Raw genomic sequence first — 18892 nt, 5'->3', positions numbered from 1 at the left:
CCTTTGGAGTCGACCATGATCAAGTCCCGCGCCGCCGTAGCCTTTGCGCCCAACGAGCCCCTGAAGATCGTCGAAGTGGACGTCGAGCCGCCCAAGGCCGGCGAGGTGCTCATCCGCATCGTCGCTACCGGCGTCTGCCACACCGATGCCTACACCCTCTCGGGCCAGGATTCCGAAGGCGTCTTTCCCTGCATTCTCGGTCACGAGGGCGGTGGCATCGTCGAGGCGGTGGGCGAGGGCGTGACCTCGGTCGCCGTGGGCGACCACGTCATCCCGCTGTACACCGCCGAATGCGGTCAGTGCAAATTCTGCAAATCCGGCAAGACCAACCTGTGCAGCTCGGTGCGCGCCACCCAGGGCAAGGGCCTGATGCCCGACGGCACCACCCGTTTCTCCTACAACGGCGAGCCGATCTACCACTACATGGGTTGCTCCACCTTTTCCGAGTACACGGTGCTGCCGGAGGTCTCGGTGGCGAAGATTCCCGAGGAAGCGCCCCTGGAAAAGGTCTGCCTGCTGGGGTGCGGCGTGACCACCGGCATCGGCGCCGTGCTCAACACCGCCAAGGTGGAAGAGGGCGCCACCGTGGCCGTCTTCGGCCTGGGCGGCATCGGCCTGGCCGCCATCATCGGGGCCAAGATGGCCAAGGCCAGCCGCATCATCGCCATCGACATCAATCCGTCCAAATTCGACATCGCCCGTGAGCTGGGTGCCACCGACTTCATCAATCCCAAGGATCACCAGAAGCCGATCCAGGAGGTCGTCGTCGAGCTGACCGATGGCGGCGTCGACTACAGCTTCGAGTGCGTCGGCAACGTCAACCTGATGCGCGCGGCGCTGGAATGCTGCCACAAGGGCTGGGGCGAGTCGGTGATCATCGGCGTGGCCGGTGCCGGTCAGGAAATCAGCACCCGCCCGTTCCAGCTGGTGACCGGTCGCGTGTGGCGCGGCAGCGCCTTCGGCGGCGTCAAGGGCCGTAGCGAGCTGCCCGGCTATGTACGCAAGGCGCAGAGCGGCGAGATCCCACTGGAGACCTTCATCACCCACACCATGGCCCTGGAGCAGATCAACGAGGCCTTCGAGCTGATGCACGAAGGCAAGAGCATCCGCACCGTCGTCCATTACTGATCGCCAGGCGGGCACCTTAGAAGCTGTTCACGATCTGCTGCGCGTCGGCCAAACGGCGTTGAAAATGCCTTCGGAATGCTCATTTACCACTCGTAAACTCCGCTTCCTCAGGCATTTTCGCCTTGTTTGTCTCTAGCTCGCGAGATCGTGAACAGCTTCTTAGGGCGCCCTCTGCACGGGAGATGACCATGAGTCTCGAACTGCTCTCCAGCAACAAGAGTTTCGGCGGCTGGCACAAGCGCTATCGCCATCGCGCCCGCAGTCTCGACTGCGACATGACCTTTGCCGTCTATCTGCCGCCCCAGGCGGAGGCGCGCAGCGACCTGCCAGTGCTCTACTGGCTGTCAGGCCTGACCTGCACCGACGAGAATTTCATGCAGAAGGCCGGCGCCCAGCGCCTGGCCGCCGAGCTGGGCTTGGTGCTGGTGGCGCCGGACACCAGCCCGCGCGGCGAAGGCGTACCGGACGATCCCGAGAAGGCCTGGGACTTCGGTCTGGGGGCGGGCTTCTACGTCAACGCCACCCAGCAGCCCTGGGCCCGGCACTACCGCATGCACGACTATGTGGTGGAAGAATTGCCGGCGCTGATCGAGGCCAACTTCCCGGTCTCGGACCGCCGCGGCGTCAGCGGTCATTCCATGGGCGGCCATGGCGCCCTGATCTGCGCCCTGCGCCATCCGGGGCGCTATCGTTCGGTGTCGGCCTTCTCGCCCATCGTCAATCCGCTGGATTGCCCCTGGGGGCACAAGGCGTTCTCCAACTACCTGGGTGACGACCGCAGCAGCTGGGCCGAGTGGGACGCCTGTGCGCTGCTGGAGAAGGCCGAGGAGCGCCTGCCGCTGCTGATCGACCAGGGCGAGCAGGACAGCTTCCTCGCCGAACAGCTCAAGCCCCAGGCGCTGCAGCGCGCGGCGGAAGCCGTGGGCCATCCGCTGGAACTGCGTCTGCAACCAGGGTATGACCACAGCTACTTCTTCGTCGCCAGCTTCATCGACGACCATCTGCGGCATCATGCGGCGGCGCTCACGACCCCCTGAGGGCGACGGGAGCTGTTGCCAGCCGGTAGAATCGACGCCCTGTCAGTCTCAAGGGCGTCTCTCTTCATGCGCATAGGTCACGGTTTCGACGTTCACGCCTTCGGCGAGGGCGACTTCATCACCCTCGGCGGCATTCGTATTCCCCACCGCCATGGCCTGGTCGCCCACTCCGACGGCGACGTGCTGCTGCATGCCCTGGCCGATGCCCTGCTGGGCGCGGCCGCTCTGGGCGACATCGGCAAGCATTTCCCCGATACCGATCCTCGCTTCAAGGGCGCCGACAGTCGGGTGCTGCTGCGTCATGTGGTCGGCCTGGTCCGCGAGCAGGGCTGGCAGGTCGGTAACGTCGACGGCACCATCGCCGCCCAGGCGCCCAAGATGGCGCCGCACATCGAAGCCATGCGCCAGGCCATCGCCGAGGATCTACAGGTCGAGCTGGGTCAGGTCAACGTCAAGGCCACCACCACCGAACGCCTGGGTTTCGTCGGGCGCGAAGAGGGCATCGCCGTGCACGCCGTGGCCCTGCTGCTGCCGCTATGACCGAAGACCAGCTGCTCGGGCCGCGCGCCCATGGCGAGCCCTGCGGCCAGGCGATCCTCAAGGCCAGCGCCGAGGACTTTCAGGTGGACGAGGTGCTGGACATCCCGCTCAGCGGGGATGGCGAGCACCTCTGGCTGTGGGTCGAGAAGCGCGGCCTCAACACCGAGGAAGCGGTGCGCCGCCTGGCGCGCGCCGCCGGGGTGCCGCAGCGGGCGATCAGCTATGCCGGTCTCAAGGATCGCCAGGCGCTGACCCGCCAGTGGTTCAGCCTGCACCTGCCCGGCAAGGCCGATCCGGATCTGGCGGCCGCCTGCGACGAGACGCTGGTGATCCTCCAGCAGGGTCGCCACCGCCGCAAGCTGCAGCGCGGCGCCCATGCCGCCAATGGCTTCCGCCTGCGGTTGACCGGGCTCCAGGCCGATCCGGCAGCACTGGAGGCGCGGCTGCAGGCCATCGCCGCCGGCGGCGTGCCCAACTATTTCGGTCCGCAGCGCTTCGGCTATCAGGGCGGCAACCTGGCCGACGCCCAGCAGTGCGCCCGCGAGCAGCGCCTGCCCGAGCAACGCAATCGGCGTTCGCGCACCCTGTCCGCGGCGCGCAGCTGGCTGTTCAATCAGGTGCTGGCCGGTCGTATCGCCGACGGCTCCTGGAAGCGGGCGCAGGAGGGCGATCTGCTGGCCTTCACCGACAGCCGCAGCCACTTTCCGGCCACCGCCGCCGATCTGACCGATCCGCGCCTGGCGGCGCTCGATCTGCACCCCACCGGTCCCCTGTGGGGCGCCGGCGAGTCGCCAGTGCAGGGGCCGGCCGCAGACCTGGAAAAGCAGGTCGCAGAGGGCGCCGGAGAGCTGCCCGCCTGGCTGGCCGGTGCCGGCCTCTCGCATGAACGGCGTATCCTGCGCCTCCCCATCGGCGGCCTGACGTGGCATTATCCCGCTCCTGACATTCTGCAACTCGAATTCGTCCTGCCGGCCGGCTGTTTCGCCACCGCAGTGGTTCGCGAGCTGGTAACGCTTGGCGAGGCAGGGCAGACGGAACATCCATGCGACTTCTGATCGCCAACGACGATGGGGTGCTGGCCCCCGGTATCGCCGCGCTGCATGCCGCGCTCTCCGCCCGTGCGGACTACGAGTGCCAGGTAGTCGCGCCGCTCTATGACATGAGCGGTGTGAGCAGTGCCCTGACGCTGGACCGCCCCCTGCATCCGCAGCGCCTGCCCAATGGCTACCTGGGCATCAACGGCACGCCTACCGATTGCGTTCACCTCGGCCTCAATGGCCTGCTGGAAGAAACGCCGGACATGGTGGTGGCCGGCATTAACCTAGGCGCCAACCTGGGCGACGACGTCCTCTATTCCGGCACCGTGGCCGCGGCCATGGAAGGACGATTCCTCGATCGTCCGGCGCTGGCCTTCTCGCTGGTATCGCGCAGTGCCGACAACATGGCGGTGGCGGCCGAGATCGCCGCCCGCATCGTGGCCCTGCACGAACGCTTCGATCTGCCGCCGCGCACCGTGCTCAACGTCAACATCCCGGATCTGCCGCTCGAGCAGATCAAGGGCCTGCAGCTGACCCGCCTGGGGCACCGGGCCCAGGCCAAGCCGCCGGTGCGCGAGATCAATCCGCGCGGCAAGGCCGGTTACTGGATCTCGGTTTCCGGCGATGCGGTGGATGGCGGACCGGGTACCGACTTCCACGCCGTGCTGGAAGGCTATGTCTCGGTGACGCCGCTGCAGTTCGATCGCACCTTCCGCGAGGGCTTCGCCGGCCTGTCGGCGCTGACGGAGCTGCTGGCATGACTCAGGGGCAAGAGCATATGCAAAGACACGGCATCGGCATGACCTCCCAGCGCACCCGGGAGCGGCTCATCCAGCGCCTCTACGAAGAGGGGCTGTCCAACGCCCAGGTGCTGGAGGTGATCCGCCGTACGCCGCGTCACCTGTTCGTCGACGAGGCCCTGGCCCATCGCGCCTACGAAGACACGGCGTTGCCCATCGGCCACAACCAGACCATCTCCCAGCCGTTCATGGTGGCGCGCATGACCGAGCTGCTGCTGGCCGGCGGGCCGCTGGACAAGGTCATGGAGATCGGCACCGGCTCCGGCTACCAGACCGCCATCCTGGCGCAGACCGTGGAGAGGGTGTTTTCCGTCGAGCGCATCCAGTCGTTGCAGGATCGCGCCAAGGAGCGTCTGCTCGAACTCAACCTGCGCAACGTGGTGTTCCGCTGGGGCGATGGCTGGGAAGGCTGGCCGGCACTGGCACCCTACAACGGCATCATCGTCACCGCCGCGGCCCGGGAAGTGCCCCAGGCGCTGCTCGACCAACTGGCCCCTGGCGGTCGCCTGGTGATCCCGGTAGGCGTCGACGAGGAGCAGAAGCTCCTGCTGATCGTGCGCGAGGCCGAAGGCTTCGTCCGCCACGAACTCAACGCCGTCCGTTTCGTGCCCCTGCTCAACGGACCTCTGGCCCAGTGAGAGACAGGGAACGTTACCCCGGTACCGCGCTCCAAGGCTGCCTGACGGCAGCGGCCGCTTGAGGCCGGCAGGATGGCCGGACGGTAGATGATCAGACTCTGCGGGAGGAACGGGTGAAGGCCCGAGCGCAAGGATTTCCAGGACGAGGGCGTTCAGGCTGGCTGGCGACGTTGCTCGTGGCCCTGCTGCTGACGGGTTGTTCGAGCAACGGCTCGCGAGCGCCGGTGGTCGACCGCGGCGATGGCCGCAGCAGCGTGCCCCAGGTCACCTCCGGGCAGTATCGCGTCAAGCGCGGAGACACCCTGTTTTCCATCGCCTCGCGCAACGGCTGGGAATGGCGCGCCCTGGCGGCCCAGAACGGCCTCGCCGCGCCCTATGTCATCCATGTCGGCCAGGTGATCCGCTTCGGCAATGGCGGCAGCGCCACGGGGTCCAGTCGCATCATTCGCCGGCCGGCCACGGGCTCGGCCACCCCTGTCGCTTCCGCGCCGGCACCCGGCAATCCGGTGGCGACCCCGGTACCCATTCCGCCGCCCGTGACCTCCAATCCCACCGCCGCCACCCCGGTGGTGACCCCGAATCTGCCCGCCGCACCGCCGCCGACGCCGGTGACACCGGCCCAGACGCCGACCCGTGACGTCCCCCAATCCGCCGCCGGTTGGGCCTGGCCGACGAAAGGTACGTTGATCAGTCGCTTCTCGGCCAGCAGCAGCCTAAACAAGGGAATAGACATCGCCGGCCAGGAAGGTCAGCCCGTGATGGCCGCCGCCGATGGCACCGTGGTCTATGCGGGAAATGGTCTACGGGGTTATGGTGAACTGGTTATCGTCAAACACAGCGAAACCTACGTCAGTGCCTACGGTCACAATCGTAGGTTGCTGGTTCGGGAAGGTGAGCGTGTCAAGATAGGGCAGACGATTGCCGAGATGGGTTCGACCGGGACCGACCGCGTCAAGCTCCATTTCGAGATTCGCCGTCAGGGCAAGCCGGTGGATCCCTTGCAGTTTTTGCCCAATCGCTGATTCGCTAGGCGCCGACTCGATCCCGCAGCTCTTTGGGGGCGAGTCATGGCGCATCGGCAACGTATCGATACGCCCTGGCTCGAAGCACAGACGAGCAAGGGTTACTCAAGATGATCCAGAACAAACAAGAAACCGAGTACGATCTCGGCGACGATGTCCTGCTTCTCGATTCCAATCCCTTCGGTGAGGAATCCGCTGATACCGCCATGACCAAGGCCCTGTCCGGGCGCGGCAACCAGGTCCTGCGCGGTGCCAAGCTGGCCGACTATGGCCGTGCACTCGACGCCACTCAGCTCTATCTCAACGAAATCGGCTTCTCGCCACTGCTGTCACCGGCAGAAGAGGTGCATTTCGCCCGTCTCGCGCAGCGCGGCGATCCCGCCGGTCGCAAGCGCATGATCGAAAGCAACCTGCGTCTGGTGGTCAAGATCGCCCGGCGCTACATCAACCGTGGCCTGTCGCTGCTCGATCTGATCGAAGAGGGCAACCTGGGCCTGATCCGCGCGGTGGAGAAATTCGATCCCGAGCGGGGCTTCAGATTCTCCACCTATGCCACCTGGTGGATTCGGCAGACCATCGAGCGGGCGATCATGAATCAGACCCGCACCATTCGCCTGCCGATCCATGTGGTCAAGGAGCTCAATTTGCACCTGCGCGCCGCGCGGGAGCTGACCCAGAAGCTCGATCACGAACCTTCTCCCGAGGAAATCGCCGCCCTGCTGGAAAAGCCGGTGGCGGACGTGAAGCGGGTGATGGGCCTCAACGAGCGGATCAGCTCGGTGGACATGGTCCTCGGCCCCGATTCCGACAAGACCCTGCTCGATACCCTGACCGATGACCGTCCCACCGATCCCTGCGAACTGCTGCAGGATTCGGATCTCAACCAGAGCATCGACCAGTGGCTGCTGGAGTTGCCGGAAAAGCAGCGCGAAGTGGTGATCCGGCGCTTCGGGCTGCGCGGTCATGAAGCCTGCACCCTGGAAGAGGTAGGGCAGGAGATAGGCCTTACCCGTGAGCGGGTCCGGCAGATCCAGGTCGAGGCGCTCAAGCGGTTGCGGGAAATCTTCGAACGCAACGGCCTGTCCAGTGATTCGCTGTTCTGATCGCGCCTAGCTGAATATCAGCCAAACGGAGCCCGGATTTTCCCGGGCTTTTTTCTGCGTGTTCTTGTAAGCCAGGGCTTACAGCCTGCGTAAGCCTGTATCGCTTGGAGCTGCCAGAAAGCATCGCTTGATCAGCGCGAGAAGACGCCAAGTACCTGCTACATAACGTTTTTCTGTTTCCGGTCGAAGCGCGAGGCGAGATCGAAAGGCGCGCTATGGCAGATTGCCAGCCTTCAGGAGAAGCGTACTATCGGCGCTGTGTCTGGGACGACACGGATCGGCAGGACGCGGATCAGGAACACCTCAGGACGAGGTTCACCAGGACGGTGGCAGGATTACAGGGACAGGGACGAAGGGGGCGGAGCGATCCGCCCCCTTTTTTATTGCCTGGAGATTCCAGGCAAGGCCTAGCGTTCGAGCTGGGGGAGCTTGTTGGGCTTGCCATCCCACTCGGCGGCGTCAGGCAGGGCGTCCTTCTTCTCGGTGATGTTCGGCCAGATGTTGGCCAGTTCACTGTTGAGTTCGATGAAGGCTTCCTGGCCGGCCGGCACCTCGTCTTCCGAGAAGATCGCCTGGGCTGGGCATTCGGGTTCGCACAGGGCGCAGTCGATGCACTCGTCCGGGTGGATCACCAGGAAGTTGGGGCCTTCGTAGAAGCAGTCCACCGGGCAGACTTCCACGCAGTCGGTATATTTGCATTTGATGCAGTTGTCAGTGACGACGAAGGTCATCTGCTCGTTCTCCTCAGGCTAAGGCGGCGGATTCTAGCAGCATTGCCGGAACCCTCGTATCCGTTAACTCAGATACGCTTTTTCCATTCGTAGATAAGCTCCAGGGCCCGTCTGGGTGTGATGTCGTCCGGCTGCAGGCGTTCCAGTTCCTCGATGAGAGGATGGACGGCGCTGGCGAACAGATCGGCCTGTAGCGGACGATCCTTGGCTGGCGCGCTCACCGGCAGCGGCGTACCCACCTCACCGTTGAAACTGGCCGCTTCCAGGCGGGCGAGATGCTCGCGCGCGCGCAGGATGACGTCTTCCGGCACTCCGGCCAGCTGCGCCACGGCCAGGCCGTAGCTCTGGCTGGCCGGGCCGGGCAGCACATGGTGCAAGAAGACGATGCGGTCGTTGTGCTCGGTGGCGTTGAGGTGGACGTTGGCCACGCTCGGCTGGCCGTCCGGCAGCACGGTCAGCTCGAAGTAGTGGGTGGCGAACAGCGTCCAGGCGCGCAGTCGCGCCAGTTGCTCGGCGGCGGCCCAGGCCAGCGACAGGCCGTCGAAGGTGCTGGTGCCGCGACCGACCTCGTCCATCAGCACCAGGCTGTGTTCGCTGGCGTTGTGCAGGATGTTGGCGGTCTCGCTCATCTCCACCATGAAGGTGGAACGGCCGCCGGCCAGGTCGTCGCTGGAACCGATGCGGGTAAAGATGCGATCCACCAGCGACAGCTCGCAACTGGCCGCCGGGACGAAGCTGCCGACATGGGCCAGGAGCACGATCAGCGCGGTCTGGCGCATGTAGGTGGACTTGCCGCCCATGTTCGGACCGGTGATCACCAGCATGCGGGTGTCGTTGTCCAGGGTGACGTCGTTGGCGACGAAGGGCGTTTCCAGCACCTGTTCCACCACCGGGTGGCGCCCCTGGCCGATCTTCAGGCAGGGCTCCTCGACGAAGCGCGGCTTGTTCAGGTCCAGGTTGAGAGCGCGCTCGGCGAAGTTGGCCAGGACGTCCAGTTCGGCCAGGGCGGCGGCGCTGTCCTGCAACGGCGCCAGGTGGCCGATGAGCTCGTCGAGCAGGGCTTCGTAGAGCGCCTTTTCCCGCGCCAGGGCGCGACTCTGGGCCGACAGCGCCTTGTCTTCGAAGGCCTTAAGCTCCGGGGTGATGAAGCGCTCGGCGCCCTTGAGGGTCTGGCGGCGGATGTAGTCGGCCGGGGCCGATTCGGCCTGGCGGCTGGGGATCTCGATGAAGTAGCCGTGGACGCGGTTGTAGCCGACCTTGAGGCCCTGCAGGCCGGTGCGGGCCTTTTCCCGGGCCTCCAGGTCCATGAGGAACTGGCCGGCGTTTTCGCTCAGGGTCTGCAACTCGTCCAGCTCGCTGTCGTAGCCGCGCTTGATGACGCCGCCGTCGCGGATCACCGCCGGCGGATTGTCGATGATGGCGCGGGCCAGGGTGGCGGCCAGCTCCGGATAGGTCTGGATGCTCCGGGCCAGGTCGAGCAGGTGCGGGGCGATCATCTGCGTCAGCCCGTCCTGCAGCGCCGGCAGCGCGGCCAGGGCATCGCGCAGGCGCGCGAGATCGCGCGGGCGGGCGTTGCGCAGGCCGATGCGGGCGAGGATGCGCTCCAGGTCGCCGATATCCTTGAGCTGCGGTTGCAGCGACTCGAAGCGATAGCCTTCCAGCAGGCAGGTGATGGCGTCCTGGCGGGCTTCGATGACGGCGCGATTGCGCAGCGGGCGATTCAGCCAGCGGGTCAGCAGGCGACTGCCCATGGCGGTCTGGCAGCGGTCCACCACCGATTGTAGGGTGTTGTCGCGACCGCCGGCCAGATTGACGTCCAGTTCCAGGTTGCGGCGGCTGGCGCCGTCGAGGATGACGGTGTCGTCCAGGCGCTCGTGGCGGAGGCTGCGCAGGTGCGGCAGGGCGGTGCGCTGGGTTTCCTTGGCATAGGCCAGCAGGCAGCCGGCGGCGCCGAGGGCCAGGCCCAGCTTGTCGCAGCCGAAGCCCTTGAGGTCACCGGTGCCGAATTGCTGGCAGAGGCTCTTGAGTGCGGAATCGCAGTCGAAATCCCAAGGCGCCCGACGACGCACGCCGCGGCGCTTCTCGGCGGGCAGGCCGGCGGGCCAGTCGTCGGGGATCAGCAGCTCGGCGGGGTTGAGACGGTCCAGCTCCGCCAGCAGGGTTTCCCAGCCGGCCAGTTCCTGGACGGTGAAGCGACCGCTGGCGATGTCCAGCACGGCCAGGCCGAACAGGCGTTCGTCGCCCAGCACGGCGGTCAGCAGGTTGTCGCGGCGCTCGTCGAGCAGCGCCTCGTCGCTGACGGTGCCGGGGGTGATGATGCGCACCACCTGGCGTTCCACCGGGCCCTTGCTGGTGGCCGGGTCGCCGATCTGCTCGCAGATCACCACGGATTCGCCGAGCTTGACCAGCTTGGCCAGGTAGCCTTCGGCGGAATGGAAGGGGATGCCGGCCATGGGGATGGACTTGCCGGCCGAGGCGCCACGGGCGGTCAGGGTGATGTCGAGCAATTTGGCGGCACGCCGGGCGTCGTCATAGAACAGCTCGTAGAAATCGCCCATGCGATAGAACAGCAGCTGTTCGGGATGCTGATGCTTGATCTTGAGGTACTGCTGCATCATGGGCGTGTGCGCGGAGAGATCGCTCATGCGGGTGTTTCGATCCGGTTGCCTGTGGATAGCCGCGTATTGTCCATCAACTGGCGGCGTTTGTCGGCCCCGCTCGGCTCAGGGTAGCGGCATCAGGCCTGCGGCCGTTGTTCGCGGGTGGCCAGCAGCAGATCGATCTGGGTCATGAGCCTTTCCAGGGTGAAGGGCTTGGCCAGCACCTCGACGCCGGGGACCGGCAGGGGCTGACCGGGCAGGTCCGCCTCGGCGTAGCCGGTGATCAGCAGGGTCATCAGACCGGGGCGACGCTCGCGGGCCAGGGCGGCGAGCTGGCAGCCGCTCAGCCCGCCCGGCAGGCCTACGTCGGCGATCAGCAGGTCCAACGGCGTGTCCGATTCCAGCACCTGCAGGGCGGTGGCGGCATCGGTCGCCTCCAGGGTGCGGATGCGGTGTTCGCGCAGGGCTTCGTCCACCAGCGTCCGCACCAGGGGTTCGTCGTCCACCACCAGCACCGTCATGCCGGCGGGATAGCGCAACGGCGCGGTGCGCAGCGTCTCGACCGACGGCGGTGGAGCGTCCACCAGGCGCGGCAGATAGAGGGTGACGGTGGTGCCCCGCTCGGGTGCCGAGACGATATGGGCGACGCCGCCGGACTGCTTGGCGAAGCCATAGATCATCGACAGACCGAGGCCGGTGCCCATGCCCACCGGCTTGGTGGTGAAGAAGGGATCGAAGGCGCGCGCCAGGACCTCGGGCGGCATGCCGGTACCGGTGTCGAGCACCGCCAGGGTCACATAGTCGCCAGGCGGCAATTCCAGGGCGGCAGCCTGGGCGTCGTTGAGCCGGCGATTGGCGGTGACGATGCGCAGCGTCCCGCCTTCGGGCATGGCATCCCGGGCGTTGATGCACAGGTTGAGCAGAGCGTTCTCCAGCTGATGGGGATCGCACAGGGTGGGATTCAACCCCTCGGCCAGTTCGATGTGGATCTCGACCTGGGGACCGACCGAGCGGCGGATGAGTTCTTCCATGCCCAGCACCAGGACGTTGGTCTGGGTGGCGGTGGGGTCCAGCGCCTGGCGGCGGGAAAAGGCGAGCAGGCGGTGGGTCAGGGCCGCGGCGCGTTCGGCGGCGCCCTTGGCGCCCGTGGCATAGCGTTCGAGATCGGTGTAGCGACCTTGGGCGAGTCTCAGGCTGAGCATGTCGAGACTGCCGATCACGCCGGTCAGCAGGTTGTTGAAGTCATGGGCGATGCCGCCGGTCAGCTGGCCCACGGCTTCCATCTTCTGGCTCTGGCGCAGTTGCTCCTCGGTCTGGCGCAGGGCTTCCTGCTGCTCGCGGATAGCCGTGACCTCGCGCACTGCGGAATAGATGAGGCCATCCTGCAGGACCGAATTCCACGACAGCCAGCGATAGCCGCCGTCGCGATGCCGATAGCGATTCTCGAAGCCGAACACCGGTTCGCCAAGAGTCAGGCGCTCCAGCGCCGCCTCGGTACGGGCGCGATCCTCGACGTGGACGAAGGCCATGAAGGGTTCTTGGCGCAGCTGCTCTGCACTCCAGCCCAGGGTGCTGGTCCAGGCCGGATTGAGGTCCAGCAACTGGCCTTCGAGGGTGGCCGTGCAGAGCAGGTCGGGGCTGGCCTGCCAGATCAGGTCGCGCTGGCGGGTGCGCAGGGTGACCTGTTCGCCGAGATTGCCGGCGAAGCGATAGAGGGACTCCAGGCTGCGGCGCTGGGCCGCGCAGACCATGGCCATGATGACGTTGACCAGCACGAACAGCGCATGGGACACCCAGCGCTCGGAGAACAGCGCGAAATAGGCCGGAGCCTTGACGAAGAGGGTCTCGGCCAGCAGCACCGATAGCAGGGTGGCGAAGATCCCGGGGCCGAGGCCGAACCAGAAAGACCCGGCCATGATGAAGGGAATGAACAGCAGATAGGGCAGGCTGTCGATGCCCAGGCTCAGCCGGATGCCGGCCGCGACGGCGATCAGCAGGGTCGCGCCCAGATAGCGCAAGGGGGCCGGGGCGTCCCGCGGGGCCAGCTTGAGCAGCCGGCCGAGCAGGATATGGGTGGCGATGGGCACTGGCGCTAGACCTCGGGACGCGGGTCCGTCACGGTAGCGAAAGGCGGCACGAGCGGCAGGCCGATCAGGTGCCCTCGTGCCGCTCGAATTCCTCGACGGCGCGCGCCACCTCGGCATTGTCCGCCGCCGTGCTGCGGGCCTGGCGCTCGAAGGCGGTGGCCAGTTCGTTGACCAGTTGCAGCAGGCGCGGGATGTCGCCGCTGCGCTCGGCATCGGCGGCCTGCTCGCGCACGCGGTTGACGAAGGCTTGGGGATCGTCGAAGGCGGTCATGGGGCGTTCTCCGTGGGGATGATACTTGTCTGACCACAAATGACGACCAAGGCTCACTCGCGCCGCGTCCAGACCTCTGGATTGACCAGATTCGCCGGTCGTTGATCGCCCAAGGCGGCCAGCAGATTGTCCACCGCGCAGCGGGCCATGGCCTCGCGCGTCTCCCGGGTCGCCGAGCCCAGGTGTGGCGTAGGCACCACGTTGGTCAGTTGCAGCAGGGGCGAGTCCGCTGCCACGGGTTCCTGATCGAAGACATCCAGGCCGGCGCCGCGCAGGCGGCCTTCCTGCAAGGCCGTGATCAACGCGGCCTCGTCGATCACCGGTCCGCGCGAGACGTTGATCAGGATGGCTTGGGCCGGTAGCCGCGCGAGCTCGGCGGCGCCCAGCAGGTGATGGGTCTCCTCGCTCAGGGGCACGGTGACGCAGAGGAAGTCGCAGCTCGCCAGCAACTCGGGCAGCGGCAGGAAGCGCGCGCCGAAGCGCTCGTCCACCTCGGGCTTGGCGGCGTGGGCGGTGTAGTTGACCTGCATGCCGAAACCCAGGTGGGCGCGGCGGGCGATGGCCTGGCCGATGCGGCCCATGCCCACCAGCCCCAGGGTCTTGCCATGGACGTCGCAACCGAAGTGCGCCTCGCCCAGACTGGCTTGCCACTGGCCGGCGCGCACCCAGTCGGCCAGCTCGACGATGCGCCGCGCGGTGGCGAGCAGCAGGGCGAAGGCGGCGTCGGCCACGCTCTCGGTCAGGACATCCGGGGTGTTGCAGAGCAGGATGCCGCGCCGCTGCAGGTAGGGCAGGTCATAGCTGTCGAATCCGACCGAGACGCTGGCGATGGCTTCCAGCCGGGGCGCCAGTTCCAGCAACTCGGGCGTCAGCTTGAAGCTGGAGCCGAGCAGGCCCTGGGCCTCGGGCAGACGCTCGCGCAGCCGGGCTTCGCCGCCCGGCGCCTTGACGTCGACGTATTCCAGGTCGAAGGCCTCTTCCAGGCGCGCGGTGAGCGCCGGGGACAGGGCCTTGTAGTGGATCACCTTCTTTTTCATGGACAGCGTTTCCTCTAGTGACTGGCGGCGGGCTTGAGCGCCGCGGCGCGGGCGACCGGCTCCTGGCGCAGCAGGAGGGTCAGGACCACGGCCACCAGCAGGGCGCCGCCCATGAAGCCGAAGGACGCTCCGGGACCGCCGGTCACACCATTGAGATAGCCCACCAGGTAGGAGCCGGCAAAGGAGCCCAGGGCACCCATGCTGTTGATCAGCGCCATGGCGCCACCGGCGACGTTGCCGGGCAGGATTTCCGGGACGATGGCGAAGAAGGGGCCATAGGGGGCGTACATGCAGGCACCGGCCACCACCAGCAGGGCATAGGACCACCAGAAGTGCTGGGTGCCGAGGGCGAAGGAGCCGAGGAAGGCCAGGGCGGCGATCAGTAGCGGCGGCCAGACGAACAGCTTGCGATTCTGCAGGCGATCCGACGCCCAGGACACGCCGACCATGGCCAGCACGGCGGCGAGGTAGGGCAGCGAAGACAGCCAGCCGGCCTGGACGATGTCCAGTTGGGCACCCTTGCGCAGGATCGAGGGCAGCCAGATGACGAAGCCATAGACGCCGATGCTCCAGCAGAAATACTGCAGGGACAGCAGGATGACCTTGGGCGAGCGGAAGGCTTCGGCGTAGTTCTTGACCGGCTTCATGCCCTGCTGCTCGGCCTTCAGGGCTTCTTCCAGGCGGGCCTTCTCGGCCTGATCGAGCCACTTGGCATCCTTGGGGCGCTCGTCGGCGATCCGCCACCAGATAAAGGCCCAGATCACCGCCGGCAGGCCTTCGATGATGAACATCCAGCGCCAGTCCAGGGCATGGATCAGATAACCCGAGACCACCGACATCCAGAGGATGGTCACCGGATTGCCGAGGATCAGAAAGGTGTTGGCCCGGGAGCGCTCGCGCTTGGTGAACCAGTGGCAGAGATAGACCAGCATCGCCGGCATCACTGCCGCCTCCACCACACCGAGCAGGAAGCGGATGGCGATCAGCAGGGTGACGTTGGGCACCATGCCGGTCAGGGTCGCCAGGCCGCCCCAGCCGATCAGGCTCCAGAAGATCAGCCGCTTGACGCTGCGCTTCTCGGCGTAGATGGCGCCGGGCACCTGGAAGAAGAAATAGCCGAGAAAGAACAGGGCGCCGAGCAGCGACGACATCGCCGGGGTGATGCCCAGGTCGTCGGCCATGCCCGAGGCGGCGGCGAAGCCGTAGTTGGCCCGATCGAGATAGGCCAGGCTGTAGGTGATGAAGACCACCGGCATCAGATACCACCAGCGGCGTGGAGCGAGAGAAGAGGCGTTCATGGGGTCACCTGCTTGATTGTTCTTGTAGGGGTGTAGATCAGGGTAGTTCGTGACGGTAGGGCAGTCCTTCCATGTCGCCGACCACCTGCACGGCGCGGGCGCCGATCCAGTTGCCACGGGCGACGGCGGCAGCGACGTCGAGACCGTCGAGCAGGGCGCTGACGAAGCCGGTGGCGAAGCCATCGCCGGCGCCCACGGTGTCGACCACCTCGGCCACGGGCACACCGGGGACCTCGCCCTCGGCGTCGGGCGTGCGCCAGTAGCCGCCCTCGGGGCCGAGCTTGATGGCCACGGCCTTGGCGCCACGGTCGAGGTAGAAGGCGGCGATGTCCGCCGGGGTGTCGTAGCCGGTCAGCAGGCGGCCCTCGGCCAGGCCGGGCAGCACCCAGTCGGCCAGGGCGGCGAGGTCGTTGAGTTCACGGCGCATCTGCTCTTCGCTGTCCCACAGCGACGGCCGCAGATTGGGGTCGAAGGAGATGCTGCGGCCGGCGTCGCGCATGGCCTGCAGCAGGTGGCGGCTGAAGGCGCGGGTGCTGGGCGACAGCGCTGGCGGGATACCGGTGGCATGCAGGTGACGCGCCTGGAGCAGGCTGGGGTCGAAGTCTTCCTCGATGTTGAGGTAGCTGGCCGCCGAGCCGCGGCGGAAGTACTCGACCACCGGATCGCTGCCATCGGTGGCGCGAGACTTGAGCTGGAAGCCGGTGGGGTGCCGGGGATCGACGGTGAGGCGGCGGCAGTCCAGCCCCTCGGCTTCGAGACTGGCGCGCACGAAGCGGCCAAAGGAGTCATCGCCGACCCGCGACAGCCAGGCGACCTTGAAGCCCAGGCGGCTCAGGCCGATGGCCACGTTGTTGTCGGCACCGGCGATGCGCTTGCCGAACTGGCCGACCGTGGCCAGCTCGCCCGGTGTCTCGGCGACGAACATGGTCATGGTTTCGCCAAAGGCGAGGATGTCGATGTCAGCCATGCCGGCGCGCCTCCTGGACCTGGGCATCCAGGGTGCGCAGCGCCGCCACCTGGCGACGGGTCTCGGCCAGCAGATCCGCACCCATCAGGGGAAATTCGATGGCCCGCCGCAGGCCGCTGGGAAAGTGCGTCATCAGCCCCTGCCAGGCCAGCAGGTCCGCGGCTTCCGGCGGCACGGCATGCAGGCCACCGGCACGCCGGCGTACCGCCTTGCAATGCAGGTAACGGACGTCCGGGCCGAGCAGGCGGGCGGCCTGCAGCGGGTCTTCGTCCTGCCAGCGCCAGTTGCCGACATCGAAGGTCAGTGCCACCGGCAGCTGCGCTGCCCGCGCCGCCTGGATGAAGGCGCGCAGCGGTTCGATCCGGCCACCCTGGGCAGTCTGGTCGTTTTCCACCAGTAGCTGAGGGCCGGCGTCGGTCAGCAGGGGGGCGAGCGCCGCCAGCTCGGCTGCGGCGCGATAGTGCCCGAGGGACACCTTGAGCGTGTCGGCGCCCAGCAGGCGGGCCTCGGCGAGGGCGTCGGGCAGGCGCGGCGAGAGCGCGGCGTCGGTTTCGGGCCAGAGCTCCAGGGGGACGGAATAGACGCAGCCCAGGCCGGCGGCCCGGATGGCGGCGCCCAGGGCCGCGAAGTCGGGAGCCTCGGTAAAGAGTTCGGCGCGGATCTCCACATGGGAGGCTCCCGCGGCGGCGATCAGATCGAGCCAGGCGGCCTGACCCTGGGCACGGACCCCGTCGGCGCCAAAGGCCGAGGTGGTGATGGCGATCTCCGGTGGCATTGTTGTTCTCCTGAAACCGGTTTCAAAGAAAGACGGGCAAAAAGACGAAAGGTGCCGCTAGCGCCTGGCGCGCGTTGACTGGCGGATACGCAGCTCCGCGCCAAAGGTCTGCTGCACCGGGGCGCTGCGATCGCCGTCGATACGCCGCTGCAGGCGCTCGAAGGCAGCCACGCCCAGGGCATGGGTCGGTTGGGCCAGGGCACTGATACCGCCGCCCACCAGGGGAAACCAATCCAGATCATCCAGGGCCAGCAGGCCGAGACGCTCGAACAGGGGCTCGCCCAGGGCCTGCAGCGCCAGGGTGGTGGCCAGGGTCGCCACGCCGTTGGCGGTGAGCAGCGCCTTGGGACCGGGACCGGGAGCGGCCAGGAAGGCGGCGAGGGCGGCTTGCAGCGCCAGGGCATCGTCAGCCTGGGCGCAATGGGTACCACGGCAGTCGGGGTGTTCGGCCAGTGCGGTGTCGAAGGCCGTCAGGCGCTGGCGGCGGGAGCTGGTGCCGTCCAGGGGTTCGCTGACCAGCAGCAGGTCGCGATAGCCCTGGCGTTGCAGGTGGGCGACCCCGGTGGCGATGGCCTGGTGATTGTCGAGGCCGACCAGATCGGCCTCGACGCCGGGCAGTTCGCGATCCAGCAGCACCAGCGGCAGGCGGCTGCCCAGCTGGCGCAGGTCGGCGGCGTGCTGGCCGAAGGTGTTCACGATCAGGCCTTCGATGCTGTAGGACTGCAGCGCGGCCAGTTGCTGGCGCTCCTGGCGGGCATCTTGGTCGGTGTTGCAGATCAGCAGCGAATAGCCCTGCTGGCGGCAGGCGGTTTCGACGCCATGCATGACCGCGGTGGAGTAGGGGTTGAGCAGGTCGGCCACCAGCATGCCGATCAGGCGACTGCGACCGCGCTTGAGGCCACGAGCCATCTGGTTGGGCTGGAAATCGAGGGCGACCACGGCCTGCTCGATGCGCGCGGCGAGAGAGTCGGACAAGAGACGGCGATCACCGCTGATGTAGCGGGACACGCTGGCCTTGGACACGCCGGCGGCGGCGGCCACTTCGGCGATGGTCGCACGGGTGGCGCGCGGACCGGGAAGGTAGACATCGTTCATGGCATACCGCTGTTAGGATTTTGTAGGTGCCTGAAACCGGTTTCAGTAAATCTTTTCTCACGCGCGGCGGCAAGCCGGTCTAAGGTGCAGGCCGACCAGTGGTCGCCGCAGCCGCTCGCTTGCCGCGGTCACCTTCTAAGTCTCTTTGCACAGGAAGCTCTCGATGGACCTCCTCGACAGCCTGGCCCAACGCCTGGGTGAAGCCCTGCAGGCGGCCGGCGCCCAGGTCACCACCGCCGAATCCTGCACCGGTGGCGGTATCGCCGAAGCCATTACCCGCATCGCCGGCAGCTCCGCCTGGTTCGAGGCCGGCTTCGTCACCTATTCCAATCGCCAGAAGACCCTGCAGCTGGACGTGCCCGAGGCGCTGTTCGAACAGGTCGGGGCGGTCAGCGAAGAGGTGGTGGCGGCCATGGCGCTGGGTGCGCAACAGCGCGCCAGGGCGCGCTTCGCCGTGGCGGTGAGCGGGATCGCCGGGCCGGGTGGCGCGGTGCCGGGCAAGCCGGTCGGCACCGTCTGGCTGGCCTGGCGCGACGGCGAGAAATTGCGCACTGAACGGCAGGTCTTTGCCGGCGATCGCGCCGCCGTTCGCCAGCAGACCCAGGTCCGCGCGCTGGAGGTTTTATTGGCGTTTCTGACCGAGGAAAAAGCCCCTCAGGTGTAGCAACCAGGGGGCGACTATGGTTTAATACTGTTCACTTATACAGGTATCCACGGCCGTCTGGC

At 67.0% G+C, this 18892-nt stretch carries 18 protein-coding genes; 9 read left to right on the top strand and 9 right to left on the bottom strand.

The genetic code is table 11. The annotated features are described in order from the left end of the window. Nucleotides 1–15 precede the first annotated feature (15 nt). The 8 genes from CFE50_RS08865 (at nucleotide 16) to rpoS (ending at nucleotide 7305) form a co-directional block, all read left to right on the top strand. Complete coding sequence (locus CFE50_RS08865) at nucleotides 16–1128, top strand: S-(hydroxymethyl)glutathione dehydrogenase/class III alcohol dehydrogenase (RefSeq protein ID WP_241808713.1); 1113 nt, start codon at nucleotides 16–18, stop codon at nucleotides 1126–1128. A gap of 182 nt (nucleotides 1129–1310) precedes the next feature. Beyond that, nucleotides 1311–2165: an S-formylglutathione hydrolase gene (fghA, locus tag CFE50_RS08860; RefSeq protein WP_286732825.1), complete on the top strand. Its 855-nt coding sequence runs from the start codon at nucleotides 1311–1313 to the stop codon at nucleotides 2163–2165. Between the two features lie 66 nt (nucleotides 2166–2231). Next, nucleotides 2232–2705, top strand: a complete 474-nt coding sequence (gene ispF / locus CFE50_RS08855; RefSeq protein ID WP_286732823.1) for a 2-C-methyl-D-erythritol 2,4-cyclodiphosphate synthase — start codon at nucleotides 2232–2234, stop codon at nucleotides 2703–2705. Next, a complete protein-coding gene (gene truD, locus CFE50_RS08850; protein WP_241808716.1) occupies nucleotides 2702–3760 on the top strand; it encodes a tRNA pseudouridine(13) synthase TruD in 1059 nt (352 codons plus the stop codon). The genes ispF and truD overlap by 4 nt, the downstream gene beginning before the upstream one ends. After that, on the top strand, nucleotides 3748–4503 hold the full coding sequence (gene surE, locus CFE50_RS08845) for a 5'/3'-nucleotidase SurE (protein WP_150338284.1): 756 nt from the start codon (nucleotides 3748–3750) through the stop codon (nucleotides 4501–4503). The genes truD and surE overlap by 13 nt, the downstream gene beginning before the upstream one ends. 38 nt (nucleotides 4504–4541) lie before the next feature. Continuing rightward, nucleotides 4542–5180 carry a protein-L-isoaspartate(D-aspartate) O-methyltransferase gene (locus CFE50_RS08840; protein WP_007159462.1) on the top strand — a complete coding sequence of 213 codons (639 nt, stop codon included), beginning with the start codon at nucleotides 4542–4544 and terminating at the stop codon, nucleotides 5178–5180. A gap of 176 nt (nucleotides 5181–5356) precedes the next feature. After that, entirely contained in the window at nucleotides 5357–6202 is an 846-nt protein-coding gene (locus tag CFE50_RS08835) for a peptidoglycan DD-metalloendopeptidase family protein (RefSeq protein WP_007159461.1), read from the top strand. A gap of 110 nt (nucleotides 6203–6312) precedes the next feature. Continuing rightward, nucleotides 6313–7305, top strand: coding sequence for an RNA polymerase sigma factor RpoS (rpoS, locus tag CFE50_RS08830; RefSeq protein ID WP_007159460.1), 993 nt, complete (start codon nucleotides 6313–6315; stop codon nucleotides 7303–7305). Nucleotides 7306–7712: 407 nt separating this feature from the next. On the opposite strand, the gene fdxA is transcribed toward rpoS, so the two are convergent. The 9 genes from fdxA to CFE50_RS08785 form a co-directional block, all read right to left on the bottom strand. Further along, the gene (fdxA, locus tag CFE50_RS08825; RefSeq protein WP_007159459.1) at nucleotides 7713–8036 is read right to left on the bottom strand and encodes a ferredoxin FdxA; all 324 of its coding nucleotides are present in this window, start codon (nucleotides 8034–8036) and stop codon (nucleotides 7713–7715) included. A 68-nt stretch (nucleotides 8037–8104) separates the two neighbouring features. Continuing rightward, on the bottom strand, nucleotides 8105–10681 hold the full coding sequence (gene mutS, locus CFE50_RS08820) for a DNA mismatch repair protein MutS (protein ID WP_286732812.1): 2577 nt from the start codon (nucleotides 10679–10681) through the stop codon (nucleotides 8105–8107). A 92-nt stretch (nucleotides 10682–10773) separates the two neighbouring features. Continuing rightward, on the bottom strand, nucleotides 10774–12723 hold the full coding sequence (locus tag CFE50_RS08815) for an ATP-binding protein (RefSeq protein ID WP_286732810.1): 1950 nt from the start codon (nucleotides 12721–12723) through the stop codon (nucleotides 10774–10776). A gap of 64 nt (nucleotides 12724–12787) precedes the next feature. After that, entirely contained in the window at nucleotides 12788–12994 is a 207-nt protein-coding gene (locus CFE50_RS08810; RefSeq protein WP_007159388.1) for a hypothetical protein, read from the bottom strand. 53 nt (nucleotides 12995–13047) lie between these two features. Then, a complete protein-coding gene (locus CFE50_RS08805) occupies nucleotides 13048–14031 on the bottom strand; it encodes an NAD(P)-dependent oxidoreductase (protein ID WP_286732807.1) in 984 nt (327 codons plus the stop codon). 14 nt (nucleotides 14032–14045) lie between these two features. Further along, nucleotides 14046–15329, bottom strand: coding sequence for an MFS transporter (locus CFE50_RS08800; RefSeq protein ID WP_042136037.1), 1284 nt, complete (start codon nucleotides 15327–15329; stop codon nucleotides 14046–14048). A gap of 37 nt (nucleotides 15330–15366) precedes the next feature. Beyond that, complete coding sequence (locus tag CFE50_RS08795; RefSeq protein ID WP_286732804.1) at nucleotides 15367–16296, bottom strand: sugar kinase; 930 nt, start codon at nucleotides 16294–16296, stop codon at nucleotides 15367–15369. Further along, on the bottom strand, nucleotides 16289–17071 hold the full coding sequence (locus CFE50_RS08790; protein WP_286732801.1) for a sugar phosphate isomerase/epimerase family protein: 783 nt from the start codon (nucleotides 17069–17071) through the stop codon (nucleotides 16289–16291). The genes CFE50_RS08795 and CFE50_RS08790 overlap by 8 nt, the downstream gene beginning before the upstream one ends. A 57-nt stretch (nucleotides 17072–17128) precedes the next feature. Beyond that, nucleotides 17129–18166 carry a substrate-binding domain-containing protein gene (locus tag CFE50_RS08785; protein ID WP_286732798.1) on the bottom strand — a complete coding sequence of 346 codons (1038 nt, stop codon included), beginning with the start codon at nucleotides 18164–18166 and terminating at the stop codon, nucleotides 17129–17131. Nucleotides 18167–18329: 163 nt separating this feature from the next. Between CFE50_RS08785 and CFE50_RS08780 the strand changes: the two genes are divergently transcribed. Then, on the top strand, nucleotides 18330–18830 hold the full coding sequence (locus CFE50_RS08780) for a CinA family protein (RefSeq protein WP_286732796.1): 501 nt from the start codon (nucleotides 18330–18332) through the stop codon (nucleotides 18828–18830). Nucleotides 18831–18892: the final 62 nt, after the last annotated feature.

The organism is Pseudomonas sp. PGPPP4 (assembly GCF_002256045.1).
Lineage (GTDB): Bacteria > Pseudomonadota > Gammaproteobacteria > Pseudomonadales > Pseudomonadaceae > Chryseomonas > Chryseomonas oryzihabitans.
This window is presented reverse-complemented; position numbering and strand designations above follow the sequence as displayed.